13 protein-coding genes are annotated in these 15,869 nt (G+C 46.5%); 12 read left to right on the forward strand and 1 reads right to left on the reverse strand.

What is annotated here, in order from left to right; all coding sequences use genetic code 11:
- Window positions 1-182: 182 nt before the first annotated feature.
- The 3 genes from MKX40_RS06325 to MKX40_RS06335 all read left to right on the forward strand — a co-directional run bounded on the left by MKX40_RS06325 (window position 183) and on the right by MKX40_RS06335 (window position 8,120).
- Entirely contained in the window at window positions 183-2,465 is a 2,283-nt protein-coding gene (locus MKX40_RS06325) for a YhgE/Pip domain-containing protein (protein ID WP_339240261.1), read from the forward strand.
- A gap of 674 nt (window positions 2,466-3,139) precedes the next feature.
- Window positions 3,140-7,738: a glutamate synthase large subunit gene (gene gltB / locus MKX40_RS06330; RefSeq protein ID WP_339240263.1), complete on the forward strand. Its 4,599-nt coding sequence runs from the start codon at window positions 3,140-3,142 to the stop codon at window positions 7,736-7,738.
- A 226-nt stretch (window positions 7,739-7,964) separates the two neighbouring features.
- Window positions 7,965-8,120, forward strand: a complete 156-nt coding sequence (locus MKX40_RS06335) for a hypothetical protein (RefSeq protein ID WP_215078381.1) — start codon at window positions 7,965-7,967, stop codon at window positions 8,118-8,120.
- Window positions 8,121-8,216: 96 nt separating this feature from the next.
- Here the strand turns inward: MKX40_RS06335 and MKX40_RS06340 are convergent, their stop codons facing one another.
- On the reverse strand, window positions 8,217-8,585 hold the full coding sequence (locus MKX40_RS06340) for a helix-turn-helix domain-containing protein (RefSeq protein WP_047841965.1): 369 nt from the start codon (window positions 8,583-8,585) through the stop codon (window positions 8,217-8,219).
- Window positions 8,586-8,933: 348 nt separating this feature from the next.
- Between MKX40_RS06340 and MKX40_RS06345 the strand changes: the two genes are divergently transcribed.
- From MKX40_RS06345 to pssE, 9 genes are all read left to right on the forward strand, one after another.
- Window positions 8,934-9,368 (forward strand): hypothetical protein, encoded by a 435-nt coding sequence (locus MKX40_RS06345; protein ID WP_339240265.1) that lies wholly within the window; start codon window positions 8,934-8,936, stop codon window positions 9,366-9,368.
- A gap of 155 nt (window positions 9,369-9,523) precedes the next feature.
- Window positions 9,524-10,282 carry a CpsB/CapC family capsule biosynthesis tyrosine phosphatase gene (locus tag MKX40_RS06350; RefSeq protein ID WP_339240266.1) on the forward strand — a complete coding sequence of 253 codons (759 nt, stop codon included), beginning with the start codon at window positions 9,524-9,526 and terminating at the stop codon, window positions 10,280-10,282.
- Between the two features lie 32 nt (window positions 10,283-10,314).
- On the forward strand, window positions 10,315-11,070 hold the full coding sequence (locus MKX40_RS06355; RefSeq protein WP_339240267.1) for a Wzz/FepE/Etk N-terminal domain-containing protein: 756 nt from the start codon (window positions 10,315-10,317) through the stop codon (window positions 11,068-11,070).
- Window positions 11,051-11,728, forward strand: a complete 678-nt coding sequence (locus tag MKX40_RS06360) for a CpsD/CapB family tyrosine-protein kinase (protein ID WP_339240268.1) — start codon at window positions 11,051-11,053, stop codon at window positions 11,726-11,728. The genes MKX40_RS06355 and MKX40_RS06360 overlap by 20 nt, the downstream gene beginning before the upstream one ends.
- A gap of 182 nt (window positions 11,729-11,910) precedes the next feature.
- The gene (galU, locus tag MKX40_RS06365; RefSeq protein WP_253431548.1) at window positions 11,911-12,813 is read left to right on the forward strand and encodes a UTP--glucose-1-phosphate uridylyltransferase GalU; all 903 of its coding nucleotides are present in this window, start codon (window positions 11,911-11,913) and stop codon (window positions 12,811-12,813) included.
- A gap of 35 nt (window positions 12,814-12,848) precedes the next feature.
- Window positions 12,849-13,508, forward strand: a complete 660-nt coding sequence (locus MKX40_RS06370; RefSeq protein ID WP_253442423.1) for a sugar transferase — start codon at window positions 12,849-12,851, stop codon at window positions 13,506-13,508.
- Between the two features lie 34 nt (window positions 13,509-13,542).
- Window positions 13,543-14,919, forward strand: coding sequence for an O-antigen ligase family protein (locus MKX40_RS06375; RefSeq protein WP_339240269.1), 1,377 nt, complete (start codon window positions 13,543-13,545; stop codon window positions 14,917-14,919).
- Window positions 14,916-15,374, forward strand: coding sequence for a PssD/Cps14F family polysaccharide biosynthesis glycosyltransferase (gene pssD, locus MKX40_RS06380; RefSeq protein ID WP_339240270.1), 459 nt, complete (start codon window positions 14,916-14,918; stop codon window positions 15,372-15,374). The genes MKX40_RS06375 and pssD overlap by 4 nt, the downstream gene beginning before the upstream one ends.
- Window positions 15,371-15,850 carry a PssE/Cps14G family polysaccharide biosynthesis glycosyltransferase gene (pssE, locus tag MKX40_RS06385; RefSeq protein WP_339240271.1) on the forward strand — a complete coding sequence of 160 codons (480 nt, stop codon included), beginning with the start codon at window positions 15,371-15,373 and terminating at the stop codon, window positions 15,848-15,850. Before pssD ends, pssE begins: the two co-directional genes overlap by 4 nt.
- Window positions 15,851-15,869: the final 19 nt, after the last annotated feature.

Genomic DNA, 15,869 nt, shown 5'->3' on the forward strand with positions numbered 1-15,869 from the left:
AGGGTTATCATACATGTATGGCAGCGAGGCTTGTCGGAAGACAGGTTTGTTTTTTTGCTTTAAATTGACCGTTTGAGGAAAATGGTCACTTCGTGTTTCGGTAATTTTTCTGGAACGCGACATTTTATTTCATTATAGTTATTCCTGCTCATGAAGCAGAGAGATTAAGGGGAGAAAATGACATGAAATCTTTATCCGTGTTTTTCAAGGATGTGGGATCGGCCGTGAGAAACCCGAAGGTGTTGATCCCTGTTATTGCAATTATGTTTATACCGATCCTGTATAGTGGCATCTATCTGGCGGCTTATTGGGACCCATATGGTCATGTGGATGAGATGCCGGTTGCCGTTGTCAATCTGGATAAAGGCGCAGAGCTGGAGGGCAAATCACTTCATGTAGGTAATGATCTGGTGGATGAGCTGAAGAAAAATGCAGATTTTAAATGGGACTTTGTCAGTGCGAGTCAAGCCAAAGAAGGCATGAGTAATGACAAATATTATATGCAAATTACGATTCCGGAGAACTTCTCATCTCAAGCAACAACGTTGCTCGATGACAAGCCGGCACCGGCTGACCTGATCTACGAACCGAATGGCAATTACAGCTTTGTCGGGGCACAGATCGGCAAGACCGCGATTAAGGATCTGAAAGCCAAAGTCTCAGCCAAAGTAACAGAATCCTATGCAGAGACTTTGCTCGACAAGTTCTCCGAAGTATCTGATGGCTTAGCGGAGGCGGGTGATGGAGCTGGTGAACTGAATACCGGCGCAGGCAAACTGGATGATGGTGCAGTTAAGCTCAAGGATAACTTGGCGAAGCTTGCATCCGGGACGCTTGAACTTCAGGAAGGACTTTCTCCATTAAGTGATGGGGTTAACGCGTTGCACACGGGTGCGACCAAGCTTGAAAGTGGAACAACGAATCTTGTATCGGGTCTGCAACAGCTTCAGGCAGCCGCTTCGAGCCAGCTTCAGAGCGGAGCAGATCAGTTGAAGGATGGCAGTGCCAAGTTGGAAACGGGCCTTCAATCTTCACTGGATGGTACAAGTAAGTTGCAGGCTGGCCTGGCATCGTCAGAACAGGGCAGTGCGAAGCTGTCTGACGGTCTGCAAAGTGCCGTTCAGGGCAGCGGTACACTGGCAACAGGCCTGCAATCGGCTGTGGATGGCAGTGGGAAGGTTGCGGATGGAGCACAGAGCGTAGCCGCCGGATTGAAGCAGCTTGCTGCATCGAACCCGGAACTCGCCGAAAATGCGGATGTACAGAAACTGCTTGCCGCAAGTGAAGCGGTTGCCGATGGCAGTGCGCAACTGCATGAGAGCGAGCAGAAGCTTGCACAGGGTGCAGATCAGCTGCATCAGGGCAACCAGCAGTTGGCCGCGGGCGCATCCGAGCTCCATGGTGGTCAGAAGCAACTACTTGCTGGTGCAGACCAGCTGGTAGATGGACAGAAGCAATTGCTGGCTGGAGCCGGACAGCTTAGTCAAGGGGGAGAGAAACTCTCCGATGGTCTGAAGCAGTTCAGCGGCAAATTGGGTGATGCTGCAAGTGGCGGTACATTGTTGGCGAATGGTGCCAAGCAGCTGGGCTCAGGTACAACAGCTTTGCAAACGGGTGTGGGCAAACTCAGTGGTGGCGTTAGTTCACTAACCGATGGTTCCAAGCAACTGGGTGATGGCGCAGGCAAACTGGCTGACGGTCTTACTGAGCTAAAAGATGGCTCAAGTGAACTGGCAACCAAGCTGAATGATGCCGCGCAGAAAACATCCGAAGTGAAGAAAACGGATGATGTGGTGAACATGTTCGCTGAACCGGTGAACTCCTCGGAGAACACGGCAGAGAACGTGAGCAATTATGGTACAGGATTGACACCGTTCTTCCTGTCGATCGGTCTGTTTGTGGGATCATTGATTTCGACGATTGTATTGAAAATGCGGGAAACGTCCGTACCTGGTGCAACAGGCTGGAATCGTTTTGTCAGCCGGACACTGGTATTTGGCTCCGTGAGTATCTTCCAATCGGTTATCGTGGCAAGCTTCATGTTATATGGTCTTGGACTGGAGACGCACAGTGTAGGGCTGTTCTATCTGTTTACCATTATTACAGGGCTGACCTTCATGTTGATCGTTCAGGCGCTTGTAACCTGGCTGGATCTGCCTGGACGTTATGTTGTCATTCTGCTGCTGGTCTTCCAACTTGCGGCTAGTGCAGGTACATTCCCGGTAGAACTGATTCCATCGTGGCTTCAGGCATTTAGCCCTTGGTTGCCAATGACACACAGCATTATGGGCTTCAAAGCTGTTGTATCGAGTGGTAATCTGGATGTGATGTGGCATCAGGCAGGAATTCTTAGTATCTATGCAGGTGCATCTATTCTGCTGACGCTTGCTTACTTCCTTTGGAATGGCAGACGTCCGAAAAAAGAAGTCGAACAGGCTGATTCCGGTCAAGTTGTGACGGCATAAGTCGAACCTGATCTTCAGCAGGGGCATATTTTTGAATAAAAACTTTATTTTCTTGTAGTGAAATTATGCAATATAGTAGTCAAATAGTGCAAATAGCCTGTGACCCCAAAAAGGGGTTACAGGCTATTTTGTATACAAATGCATAAAGAAGTAAAGATTCGCTGGCTTACGCAGTGGAAATTTGGTTGAATTATGGATAAACGCAGGCGGTACATGGAACGATTTTCTTCTGTCAGCAATTTAATTCAGTTGTACTCTGGCTTAAAAAGTGTATAATTATTCGAAAAAGAGATGAATTTAAACGTCACTACTGTAAAGCTGTACTGCAAAACATTTCTTATCAGAGGTATTAAAAAGTTTAAATTGCGCTGATGTTAGGTCGGTGTTAAAATAATAGAACTATATCAAAAAAACGTCGCTCCATTTCAGTAGCCGTGCCAGCGGCTGCGTGTTGATTTATACATGATGCTGTTTGCCGGATCGTCCGGATCAGCCCATCTCATTCAATGGCTTCTGCCCAATAGCAGGCTTATTTTTGACAGTCTCATGCTGTCACCTCTTCTATCTAGCAGGCTCTATCGCAAGCGAAAGGCCAGCTCCTCCCGTTTCATTGTTGCCTGTTGCCTATGTTCTTGATCTTTCCGAAATACTTCATTATAGAAAGGTTGCGTTCCATGAGACACATCGGATTACCTCCAAAACAGGGTCTATATGACCCGCAGTTCGAAAAAGATGCATGCGGAATGGGTTTTGTTGCCAACATCAAAGGAGTACCTTCACACGATATCGTTAGTCAGGCACTAACCATGCTCAGTAACATGGAGCACCGTGGAGGACAGGGAAGTGAGCCGAATTCCGGTGACGGAGCAGGTATCCTGATTCAGATTCCACATCGTTATTTTGCACAGGAAGCGGAACGTCTTGGTTTTGCATTACCTGAACAGGGATTCTATGGCGTGGGAATGTTGTTCATGTCCCAAGACCCTGCCATCCGTAGTGCGCACGAAGAGAGCCTCAAGAAGATTATTGAAGAAGAAGGACAGACGTTCCTGGGTTTCCGGGATGTTCCTACTTTTGATGAAATGCTTGGCCGTTCTGCACTTGCAGCGAAACCTTATGTACGTCAGGTGTTCATTGGAAGATCCGCAGATGTGAAGGATGAGCTTGGATTCGAACGTAAACTGTATGTTATTCGCAGACGCGCTGAGTTGGCTATTCGATATTCGGCAGATGAAGCAGAAGGTGGTTCATTCTACCTGCCAAGCTTGTCTTGTCGCAAAATTGTTTATAAAGGCATGCTCACAACGGAACAGGTGGGAGAATTCTATCTGGATCTACAGCATGATCTCGTGGAATCTGCGATTGCACTCGTGCATTCCCGTTTCAGTACGAACACCTTCCCGAGCTGGGAACGTGCCCACCCGTATCGCTTCATGATCCACAACGGTGAGATCAATACGATGCGTGGTAACGTGAACTGGATGCATGCACGGCAGTCCTTGTTCGAGAGTGAATTGTTCGGTGACGACATCGCCAAAGTGAAACCGGTCATTAACCCGGATGGTTCCGATACAGCGATGTTCGATAACACACTGGAGTTCCTCTATCTCAGTGGTCGTTCACTGCCACACGTGGCCATGATGATGGTTCCTGAACCTTGGAGCACAGATGAGGGCATGGACCCTGCCAAAAAGGCATTTTATGAATATCACAGCACAATGATGGAGCCTTGGGATGGACCAGCAGCAATGGCCTTCACAGATGGTTTACAGATTGGTGCCACACTTGACCGTAACGGTTTGCGTCCAGCTCGTTATTATGTAACCAAGGATGACCGCATTATCCTGTCCTCAGAAGTTGGGGTGCTTGATATTGCGCCTGAAGAGATCCTGTACAAAGATCGTCTGCGTCCAGGTCGGATGTTGCTTGTGGATACACAAGAAGGCCGCATCATCTCAGATGAAGAAGTAAAAGCGATCATTGCAGCCGAGAATCCGTATCAGGATTGGCTTGATGAGCATTTGATGGATCTGAGCGAGCTGCCGGAAGCACCGGAACTTCCTGATCCAAAACATGATAACGTGACCCAGCTTCAGCTGGCATATGGATATACATTTGAAGAGCTTCGCAAAATCCTGGAGCCAATGGCGACAACAGGTATGGAAGCTACCGGTTCGATGGGCTATGATGCACCACTGGCTGTGCTGTCGGATCGTCCGCAGCGTCTGTACAACTACTTTAAACAGATGTTCGCCCAGGTAACCAACCCGCCAATCGATGCAATCCGTGAAGAGATTGTAACGTCTACGGCAACAACCATTGGTCCTGAGCGCAACTTATTGAACCCTGAACCGGAGAGCTGTCGCCAGATCCGTCTGGATACACCGGTATTGTCCAATGAAGACTTTGCAAAGATTCGCCATGTGCGTCGCCCAGGCTTCCGCTCCATGACGATTCCGATTTTCTTCACCGCTGCGGAAGGAGCAGAAGGACTGCGCAAAGCAATGGATCTGCTCTTCGAAGCTGCGGACCGTGTCATCGATAAAGGTCATAACATTCTGATCCTGTCTGACCGCGGTGTGGACGCAGAGAATGCGGCCATTCCTGCATTGCTTGCTGTAGCAGGTCTGCATCACCATCTGATTCGTCAGGGAACCAGAACAAAAGTCAGCATTTTGCTTGAATCAGCAGAGCCGCGTGATATTCACCACTACGCATTACTGCTGGGTTACGGTGTGAGTGCTGTGAACCCTTATCTGGCCTTTGAAACGCTGGATGACATGATTCAGCAAGGATTGCTTCGTGGCATTTCGCATGAGAAAGCAGTGAAAAACTACATTAAAGCAGCTACCAAAGGCGTTACGAAAGTGTTGTCCAAAATGGGGATTTCTACGATTCAATCGTATCGTGGCGCTCAAATCTTTGAAGCGGTGGGTCTGAAATCAGACTTCGTTGACCGTTACTTTACCTGGACACCTTCCCGGATCGGTGGAATTGGGTTGGAAGAAGTGGCAGCCGAAGCGCTGACACATCACAACCGTGCCTTTACGGATAAAGACGGTAACGATAAAGTATTGGATTCCGGTGGCGATTATCAATGGCGTAACGACGGAGAAGAGCATCTGTTCAATCCGCAAACCATTCATACGTTGCAACACGCAGTTCGTACCGGAGATTACAAGCTGTATAAAAAATATTCCAAACTTGTGCAAGGTGAGAATGATCAGCTGTTGACCATTCGCTCCATGCTGAAACTGAAACCGGTTGGAGCTTCCATTCCACTTGAAGAAGTTGAATCCGTAGAAGATATCATGCGTCGTTTCAAAACGGGTGCAATGTCCTTCGGTTCAATTAGTAAAGAGGCGCATGAAGATCTTGCCATTGCAATGAACCGTGTTGGAGGTAAGTCCAATACCGGTGAAGGTGGAGAAGATCCGGCTCGCTTCATTAAAGATAGCAACGGGGATTCCCGTCGCAGTGCTATTAAACAGGTCGCATCCGGACGTTTCGGTGTTACTTCCAACTACTTGGTTAATGCCGACGAAATTCAGATCAAAATGGCACAGGGAGCAAAACCGGGTGAAGGCGGACAACTGCCAGGACGCAAAGTGTATCCTTGGGTTGCTGAAGTCCGTGGTTCAACACCGGGTGTAGGTCTGATCTCGCCACCGCCGCATCACGATATCTACTCGATCGAGGATCTGGCAGAGCTGATCTATGACTTGAAAAATGCCAATCCGCGTGCTGAGATCAACGTGAAGCTCGTATCGGAAGTGGGCGTGGGTACGATTGCGGCAGGTGTAGCCAAAGGACGTGCCGATATTATCCTCGTCAGCGGTTATGACGGTGGTACAGGTGCATCTCCGCAAGGTTCGATCCGACATGCGGGTATGCCGTGGGAACTGGGTCTTGCAGAGACACATCAAACGTTGATGCTGAACAATCTGCGTGATCGCGTCGTACTCGAAACAGATGGCAAAATGCTTAACGGCCGTGACTTGGCGATTGCAGCTTTGCTTGGAGCTGAAGAGTATGGTTTCTCTACCGCACCACTCGTTGCACTTGGCTGTATCATGATGCGTGTCTGTCAAATGGATACCTGTCCGGTGGGTGTAGCAACACAGAATCCGGAGTTGCGTAAAAATTATATGGGTGATCCGGCTCATGTGGTTAACTTCATGCGATTTGTTGCTGAAGATGTGCGTGAGATCATGGCTGATCTTGGTTTCCGTACCATTCAGGAGATGGTCGGACGTACAGATTGCCTCGAAACGGTAGAAGCCGTAGATCACTGGAAGAAAAAAGGTGTGGATCTGTCTGTATTGCTGCACGTGCCTGAAATGCCGGAAGGCTCTGCGCGTTACCGTACACAGCATCAGAACCACCAATTGGAAGAAACGCTGGATATGCAGCAATTGTTGCCACTGGCACAGTCTGCTATTGAATCCGGTCAACCGGTTGAAGCGGTGCTTCCAATTACGAACGTTAACCGTGCCGTAGGTACCATTCTGGGTAGTGAGATCACACGTAAATATGGACTCGCAGGATTGCCTGAAGATACGGTTAAATTCAAATTTGTCGGCTCTGCCGGACAAAGCTTTGGGGCCTTTGTACCTAAAGGCATGACCTTGACCGTTGAAGGGGATTCCAATGACTACGTGGGTAAAGGATTGTCCGGAGGTAAACTGATCGTGATGCCTTCTCCGAAAGCAACGTTTGAGGCTGAAGATAACATCATTATCGGTAACACGGCTCTCTACGGTGCAACAAGCGGTGAAGCGTATATCCGTGGTATTGCGGGTGAGCGATTTGCTGTACGTAACTCCGGTGCCAAAGTAGTCGTTGAAGGGGTAGGCGACCATGGTTGTGAGTATATGACGGGTGGACGTGTCGTTGTACTCGGCGATACAGGTCGTAACTTTGCAGCAGGGATGTCCGGAGGTATTGCCTATGTGTATGATCCGGAAGGCACATTCTTGCAACGTTGTAATCTGGAAATGGTTCTTTTGGAGCGTATCGAAGATGTTGCCGAAAGTGCAGATCTGCGAGGCATGATTCAACGTCATGTTGCCAATACAGGAAGTGCTGTCGGTCAGCGCGTTCTGGATAACTGGCAAGATGCGGTGAACCAGTTCGTTCGGGTTATTCCGAAGGACTTCAAGCGTATGACGGAGCAGATTGAACGGGTTCAGGCGACGGGCTTGACTGGAGAAGCAGCACTGCTTGCAGCGTTTGAAGCAAATATGCGTGAACTTGCACGTGCTGGGGGTTAACTCCTTGTTCAAAGGTGAACGTGCATGAACAGGTTGTATTAAGAATAATAGGAGCTATATGGTTGCCATTTTGGCACCATATAGCTCCTATTTGGCTTTCGACAAAATTAGAACCCCTTCAAAAAACGTTATCGTCATGAGACGACAACATCACGGAACGTTCTCAAGTATAATAAGGCTAGTTTTGGAGGGCAGGGAAAGTATATAGATAAGAGAGGTTATCGGAATGAATATGAAGCATCCAAACAGGGACGATCGTAGGCCGACAGGGAAACAAGTCGAAGCAACCCAGATGGACATCATGAAAGTTTTACTGCAATGCGGAATCGACCCGGAGCGTTGGAACCATTTCATATCCTCCGTCAACAACAAGCGTCCTTGACACAATAGATAACCATGGAATGGAGGGAATTAGGACACAAAAAAAGCCCAGAAGCCAGAGATAGCATCTCTTGGGAACTGGGTCCTCTTTTCGGGTTTAGTCCATGCTGCGTTCCATGCGGACAAACGCAATAAAACGACGTGCCTCTTCTTCCGTTAAGGACTTCCCATCAATCATCAGATCGAAGCGTTCTAACACTTCTTTGTCCGATAACTCCAAGGTATCAACGAATTCACGTACGTCCTCATCCATCACGACATCGCTTTGCTTCGTACGTCCTATAAGATAATCAATAGACACATCAAAGATGTCAGCAAGTCTCGTTAACACTTCGAAGTCCGGTTTACGTCGGTTCTTCTCGTAGTGGGAGAGAGCAGCTCTGGTAATATGAATGGAGCTCGCAAGTTCTTCTTGAGTAAGTCCCCGCTGTTCCCGTAATTCAGCAATGCGATTTCCGTAGCTCATAAGCTATTTCCCCCTGAACGACATCAAATATATATAGAAACAATCCTGAGCCAAGTTTTTGATCAGGGCAGCTTTCCTGCAAAAGAGTAACTCCTCATAAGTTTCCTTTAACCCATTTCCATTTGTAAATAGGTCTGTCTAAGGACATCTCAAATTGTCGTAAATCAAAAGAACCATGTCCAAATACCGCTTGACATGATACGTTTTGTATCGTAAATTGGACGTATGGAGTTACAAAATGTATCATTTGGGATATTTTAAGTATCTCCTTGTTGCCTGGACCATATACCTGTGAGAAGGAAGTAGAGGCAGTCCATGTAGGCTAATCCATTCTAAAGGAATGAAACCATGCAATCAATAATTCAGGAATGGGCTGATATGAAATTAAATGTCCATATGTACATTCAGGAGTTTCATAAGAAAATGGTAGACCACAAAAGACGCCCTGTTCTGTTACTTGGAATGGACACTCAAGCAATCACCTTCCTGAGCGACCTGAACTTGCCAGTATCATCAGAAATGCTCATAGGTTTGGATGTTGAAGATCATCATGTATGTGTAAGACTTCACGCAAGGTTGCAATGGAAACAGCCCTTCGGAGAGCTCACAATGTATCATTCAAATTTGCATATTCAGCACGAACAGAAACTATATATAACTGGACAGTTAAACACAATGCTTACTGAAGTTCAGTTTCCCACGGTTTCCCGTTCTCAGTATGAAAAGGCAACAGAGCAGAAGGATCTGCAGAAAACCTATCATTACATTGATTTCACCATATAATTCCAAGTCGATTCTTAACAAATTCTGAACAAAACATGTACTTAACGCCATTTTACTATATTTCATAGCGTTATGCATTAGTTCTTTAACACCAAAAGCATTTGCGCAATGAATAAAGGGGCGAGGGGGCTCATACTATTTCAGGAAGTTTGGATATGGTTGAAATGCACTGCCACATATTATCCGGTCTGGATGATGGTCCTGTTCGAATGGAGCAGTCCGTTGCGATGGCTGAGAAGGCGGCAGCCTCTGGAATCACCTCCATTATTGCTACTCCGCATCACCTGAACGGGCAATACAACAATGAACCGATGGTGGTTAATCAGGCCGTGAACCTGCTACATGCAGAACTTCACAAACGTAACATTCGCCTGGAGATCCGTCCCGGACAGGAGATCAGGGTGCATGACAACCTGATTGGAGACTTATATGCAGGAAAGTGCTGCACACTCGCCGGAAGTCGTTACATGTTGCTGGAACTGCCCTTTGGTCATATTCCCTCACAGTTCCCCAGGATACTGCATGAATTACGAATAGCGGGAATTACCCCTATCATTGCTCATCCGGAACGCAATCGTATCATTTTGAAGAAGCCAAAGTTGTTGGCGGATTATTTGAGTCAAGGCGGGCTATGTCAGCTTACGGCTCAATCTTTCACTGGGCTTTTCGGACGGAAAGTTCGGCAGTGGTGTTTTCATTTTTGTAAAGAAAACGGGTTTCATTTCATTTCATCAGATGCACATGATACGTGCAAAAGGACATTTGCCATAAGTGAAGGGGAGCGGGTGATTGAGCGTCGTTTTGGAGCTGAGGCCGTTAAGAGGCTTGCAGAGAATGCGTCGCACATCCTATCGAATTCGTGTCTTGTCACAGAACGCTGGAAACCTCGCAAATGGCTACTGTCCATCTGGTAGTTACATAGGATAGATCACAACGTATAGGAGGAATGAAAGTGGAACTGAAAGGATATTTTCGACTCTTACAAAAGAAACTGTGGTTGATTGTTGCAATTGCTCTGGTAGCGGGTGTGGGTGCAGGGGTCAAAAGTATTTTCTTCACCCAACCGATCTATGAGGCGAGTTCCAAGCTTATCGTGAACCAGACCTCCAATGTTCAAGGCCAGGCGATGATGGACTTCAGCATGATTCAAACCAATATCAAACTCATTAACTCCTACAGAGAAATTATTAAATCTTCAGCCATTATGGATAAAGTGGCTTCCACGTATCCAGACCTTGGCTTAACCTCAGCACAGCTCATGAATAGCACCTCCGTCTCTACAGCCAGCGAATCCCAAGTGATGAGCATAACTGTACAGGGGACTTCCTACGAAAAAGCCGCAAAAACGGTCAATGCCATCTCCAACGTGTTCCAATCTCAAATCCCCCTAATCATGAAAATCGATAATGTCGCTATCCTCAGCGAAGCCAAAGTGGATAGTAACGCATCTCCAATTAATATGAAAACCACATTAAGCATCATTGTCAGTCTGTTCGCAGGTTTTGTGCTCGCGATTGCACTTGTATTCCTGATGGATTATCTGGATGACACATTCAAATCCGAGACTGAACTTGAAAAAGAACTGGGCCTGCCTGTGCTTACGGTGATATCCAAGATGAAAAAAGATGATCTGAAAAATACGAAAAATTACGTATCTCAACAGAAAGTGGGGGATGGCAAATATGTCACGGCTAACCAATGATAATAACAGTCTGGTGACCTATTTTAACTCCAAATCTCAAATCTCGGAGGGGTACCGTAAATTGCGGACCAATATTCAGTTTTCCTCAATCGACAGTCATATCAAAAAAATCATGGTTGCTTCAGCCGAAGCCGGTGAAGGCAAGACCACCACCATTAGCAACCTGGCGGTCACCTATGCTCAGGAAGGCAAAAAGGTTCTGCTGATTGATGCCGATCTGCGTAACCCTTCTTTGCACCAGGTGTTTTCCGTACCCAATCATATCGGGCTTAGCAGTGTGCTGTCCAATCAGTACGGTGTGGAAGAAGTGCTCAGAGAGAGCTATATCGATAATCTTCAGTTATTCACTTCCGGCCCAATTCCGCCAAACCCTTCCGAGATGATCGGTTCCAACCGGATGAAGAGGCTGATGGAGAAGTTAGAGGATCAATATGATGTCATCATGTTTGACACACCACCGGTGCTCGCAGTAACGGATGCGCTCATTGTGAGTTCGCTGTGTGATGGTGTGCTGCTGGTCGTGAACTCAGGCAAGGTCAAGAAGGAATTGGTGAAGAAGACCAAGGCTGCTCTGGAGCATGTGAATGCACGAATCCTGGGCGCAATCCTGAACAATATCAAAAACGTTGCAGTTCCGGTGGGTTACGGAGAGAAATAAAGTTCTGTCCGTTGCTCCAAGTAAACAGGTAATGTCTACTGCACCTTTATCACTGTAGGCACTCGGTCATGCTGTGGGTTCAGTGAACCTTAGACGTTAATCGTCGAAGGTATGACGTGAGGACGGGTTAGATGCCCTGGTTCAACTTTTAAACTAAAAAAAAAGAGGATAGGGTGGTATTTATGAAAAAAGTGAGAAAAGCAATCATTCCTGCAGCTGGACTGGGTACACGTTTTTTGCCAGCCACGAAAGCGATGCCCAAAGAAATGCTCCCTATTGTGGACAAACCAACTATACAGTATATCGTTGAGGAAGCCATTGCCTCTGGAATTGAAGACATTATCATCGTAACAGGTAAAGGGAAGCGCGCGATTGAAGATCATTTCGACAACGCTTTTGAACTGGAACATAACTTGCTGGAAAAAGGGAAGCTGGGCCTGCTTGAAGAGGTTCGCAAATCCTCTAACGTGGATATCCACTACATAAGACAAAAAGAGGCCAAAGGACTTGGTCATGCTGTCTGGTGTGCACGTAACTTTATCGGTGACGAACCTTTTGCCGTGTTGCTCGGAGATGATATCGTCGTATCGGAAGTGCCATGCACCAAACAATTGATTGATCAATATGATCAGGTTCAACATTCCATTGTTGGCGTACAAACCGTACTTGCTGAACAAACAGACAGATACGGTATTGTGGACCCGCTTCAATCGGATGGCCGTTTGACAGAGGTTCTCAGGTTCGTAGAGAAACCTGCCCAAGGCACAGCGCCTTCCAACCTGGCGATTATGGGGAGATACGTACTGAGTCCAGAGATTTTCGAACATCTGGAACAACAAGAGATTGGTCAAGGGGGAGAGATTCAATTAACAGATGCGATTCAGCGTTTAAATGAGACACAAGGAGTGTATGCTTACGATTTCGAGGGAGTACGTTATGACGTGGGAGAGAAACTGGGATTCATTCTGACAACCATCGACTTCGCTCTGCAAAAACAGGAGCTTAGAATTCCAATGCTGCAAGCACTGCAACATATTTTGGAAAAAGAGTCGGTAGAATATGCAGCCGGGGGGGAGTTTGAATGAGTCCATCTCCCCAAACGAAGGAAGCGGAGATTGTTATGGACCCAAGTCTGGGGTACAATGCATCAACGATGTCAGGACAAAATGCGGATAAAGTGTATCTATTTATGAAAAGAATGCTCGATTTGCTGGGTTCTTTCATAGGTTTGATCATTTTGTGCCCCTTGTTTGCGGTCATCGGAATACTAATCAAAATCGAGGCCCCTCAGGGGTCTGTTTTTTTTCGTCAGGTACGGGTTGGACAGAATGGGAAAGAGTTTCATATGTACAAATTCAGGTCCATGGTTGCGAATGCTGAAGATTTGCTGGAACAACTGATTGATCAGAATGAAGTGAACGGGAATATGTTCAAAATGAAAAACGACCCCCGCATTACCCGCATTGGCAAGTTCATTCGGAAGACCAGTCTGGATGAGCTGCCCCAGTTGTGGAACGTGTTCAGAGGTGAGATGAGTCTCGTTGGACCCAGACCAGCTCTGCCCAGAGAAGTGAAGAACTACACTTCCTATGACAGACAACGCCTGCAGATGATCCCGGGATGTACGGGATTATGGCAAGTCAGCGGTCGCAATAGTGTTGGGTTTGAAGAAATGGTAGAGCTGGATCTGACGTATGCCCGTGAACGCAGCATGATGGTGGATATCAAAATTATCTTCAGAACGTTCAAGGTGCTGGTAGGTTCGAAGGATGCGTTTTGAAACACGATTCTGGCTTTGAGGTGGCATAGCAGATATGCAAAAAACCGGTATACTTGCTGCATTAAATATGAAGTCGTTTAACATCATTTTGTTTTCACTAATAATCGTCTTCGCAGCAATCTATCTTCCGCTAGTTTCAGTTGTTGCACTTGTAGCTGTGATTCTGCTGGGCGTTTATATTAAACAGCCCAGCTGGATTTTTATGATTCTTATTGTAAGTTTCTCATTGTCCATTGATAAGATATTTAGCATTCATCTGGCAGGACTGGATTCGCTGTCCTTCTACAAGCTGGCGATTCTGGGTTTTGTCATTTCTCTTTTTTTACGATTTGGTATTCGAAAAGATCTGATATATCCTGCACTCGCAATTGTTTTTTTATTTGTGGAGAGTTATTTTCTATCGGATCTGCCCAGTAAGGTTAATCCGCTGGATCCATTCAAGGCCTTTCTAGGAGTCATTGTTCCTTTTTTGTTGCTGATGCCCCATTTTTCAAGAGAGATCAGTCAACGAATTATACGTGTACTCGCATGGTTGCCACTGTTCAGTCTCGCTGGTGGTTATATTCTACAACTCGCCGGCATATTGTCCATTACGAACCTGGAGATGTCGGGCGTAACCCGGTTACAGGGAGCTAATATCGCCGCGCATCTGGCCATGTTGTGTTTTATCTCGATCTGCGTCTGTCTGATCCAGATCAAGCAAGGCCATCAGGTTGTACTGTATTACATGCTTACCTTGACACATCTGGTTATTCTGGTCCAGACAGGAACAAGGGGACCACTTATTGCACTCATTCCAATTATTCTGGTCTATCTTTTTGATCAACTGAAAGCCTTCATCAAAGGCAGAGTCAGTGCCATTATTCCTCTCATTCTATTCGTTGTGGCCGTCGCCTATATGGTGATTGCGCAGTGGGACAACTATGAGATGAGATCAGAGAGCAAAGGCTTGTCGGGAAGGGATGTAGCCTGGAACTATTTCATTGGCAAAGCGAATGAGTATCCGATATTTGGACGTGGGCTCGGCTCAACGCTCGTGGCTAATGATGGAAGTATCTTTTCTGGCTTCGTCGTTCCGCATAATGAATACATTCGTTTTTATTACGATGGCGGGTTAGTTGGAGCCATCCTGTTGTTTCTATCGTTGCTTCTGGTATTCCGTGCCGTATTCTTCCGATTGAGCGGCATGATCCGGTTGTATTTTGCCGGTATGATTATCGGTTTCCTGACCTATTCCTTTTTTGACAATACCCTGTCCACCGTTCATCTGATTGCTCCATTCTGTATCTTCCTGAACGCATTATATGCTACGGGAAAAGGAGTACACTCCAACTCAGGGGCTGAAGCAGAAGTGGATATACAGGTACAGCGAGCCAAGGACGCATCCTTTTCAAAGGAGATTAGAACATGAAGGTCTGTTTGATCAGTTCTACAGGCGGTCATTTTGATGAATTGACCAAGATTATACCTGCGGTTGAAGAACATGATTATTTCCTGATTACCGAGAAGAACAAAAGCAGAAAAGTAGATTCATCTCAGGGCAAAATATACTTCTTAATGCAGCAAGAGCGTAAGAATGCGATGTTTCTGCTGATTTTTATGGCTAACATTATCAAATCATTCTTTTTATATCTGCGCGAGCGTCCAAAGGTCATCATTACGACAGGGGCAGGGGCCACATATCCATTTTGCCTCATCGGTAAAATCTTCGGTGCCAAGCTGATTTATATCGAAAGTTATGCCAAAATCTATTCCTCCAGCGCAACCGGGAGATTGATGTACAAAATCTCGGATGAGTTCTTTATCCAGTGGGAAACGTTGCAGGATAGCTATCCCAATGCAAAATACAGGGGGGCTTTATTTTGATATTTGCTATTGTTGGAACCCAGCGCTTTCCCTTCAATCGCATGTTCGAGCTTATTGATGAGGCGATTGAGGCTGGAATTATTGAAGAGGAAGTTATTGCCCAGTCGGGATATACGGAGTATCAGCCGCGAAACTTCACTGCAATTCCTTTCCTGACGCAGGAAGAGATGAATGGATATGTGCAGCGCAGCAGATGTATTATCACTCATGCGGGTGTTGGCTCCATCACGAATTGTCTCGAACGCGGCAAGCCGGTGATCGTCATTCCGCGCCGGAAAGAGTGGGGTGAACATGTTGATGATCATCAACTTGAGATTTCTAAGGTTTTTCAGGAGAACGGCTATGTTGCCGTTGCAGAGAGTCAGGCTGAATTACAAAAACTGGTTCCTTGCATAGAGCAGCAGACGTTCCAGCCTTATGTGAGAAAACAGTCTGATCTGATCTCGTCCATCAAAAATTACGTGAATAGTCTGTAAGTATTCTGAAGATTAACCA

This window comes from Paenibacillus sp. FSL R5-0517 (assembly GCF_037974355.1).
GTDB lineage: Bacteria > Bacillota > Bacilli > Paenibacillales > Paenibacillaceae > Paenibacillus.

Coding starts and splice junctions, on each gene's coding strand:
- MKX40_RS06340 (WP_047841965.1), bottom strand. CDS start 8,585: ATGAGCTACGGAAATCGCATTGCTGAATTACGGGAACAGCGGGGACTT.
- MKX40_RS06370 (WP_253442423.1), top strand. CDS start 12,849: ATGGACCCAAGTCTGGGGTACAATGCATCAACGATGTCAGGACAAAAT.
- MKX40_RS06360 (WP_339240268.1), top strand. CDS start 11,051: ATGTCACGGCTAACCAATGATAATAACAGTCTGGTGACCTATTTTAAC.
- pssD (WP_339240270.1), top strand. CDS start 14,916: ATGAAGGTCTGTTTGATCAGTTCTACAGGCGGTCATTTTGATGAATTG.
- MKX40_RS06325 (WP_339240261.1), top strand. CDS start 183: ATGAAATCTTTATCCGTGTTTTTCAAGGATGTGGGATCGGCCGTGAGA.
- MKX40_RS06335 (WP_215078381.1), top strand. CDS start 7,965: ATGAATATGAAGCATCCAAACAGGGACGATCGTAGGCCGACAGGGAAA.
- gltB (WP_339240263.1), top strand. CDS start 3,140: ATGAGACACATCGGATTACCTCCAAAACAGGGTCTATATGACCCGCAG.
- MKX40_RS06375 (WP_339240269.1), top strand. CDS start 13,543: ATGCAAAAAACCGGTATACTTGCTGCATTAAATATGAAGTCGTTTAAC.
- MKX40_RS06350 (WP_339240266.1), top strand. CDS start 9,524: ATGGTTGAAATGCACTGCCACATATTATCCGGTCTGGATGATGGTCCT.
- MKX40_RS06345 (WP_339240265.1), top strand. CDS start 8,934: ATGCAATCAATAATTCAGGAATGGGCTGATATGAAATTAAATGTCCAT.
- galU (WP_253431548.1), top strand. CDS start 11,911: ATGAAAAAAGTGAGAAAAGCAATCATTCCTGCAGCTGGACTGGGTACA.
- MKX40_RS06355 (WP_339240267.1), top strand. CDS start 10,315: ATGAAAGTGGAACTGAAAGGATATTTTCGACTCTTACAAAAGAAACTG.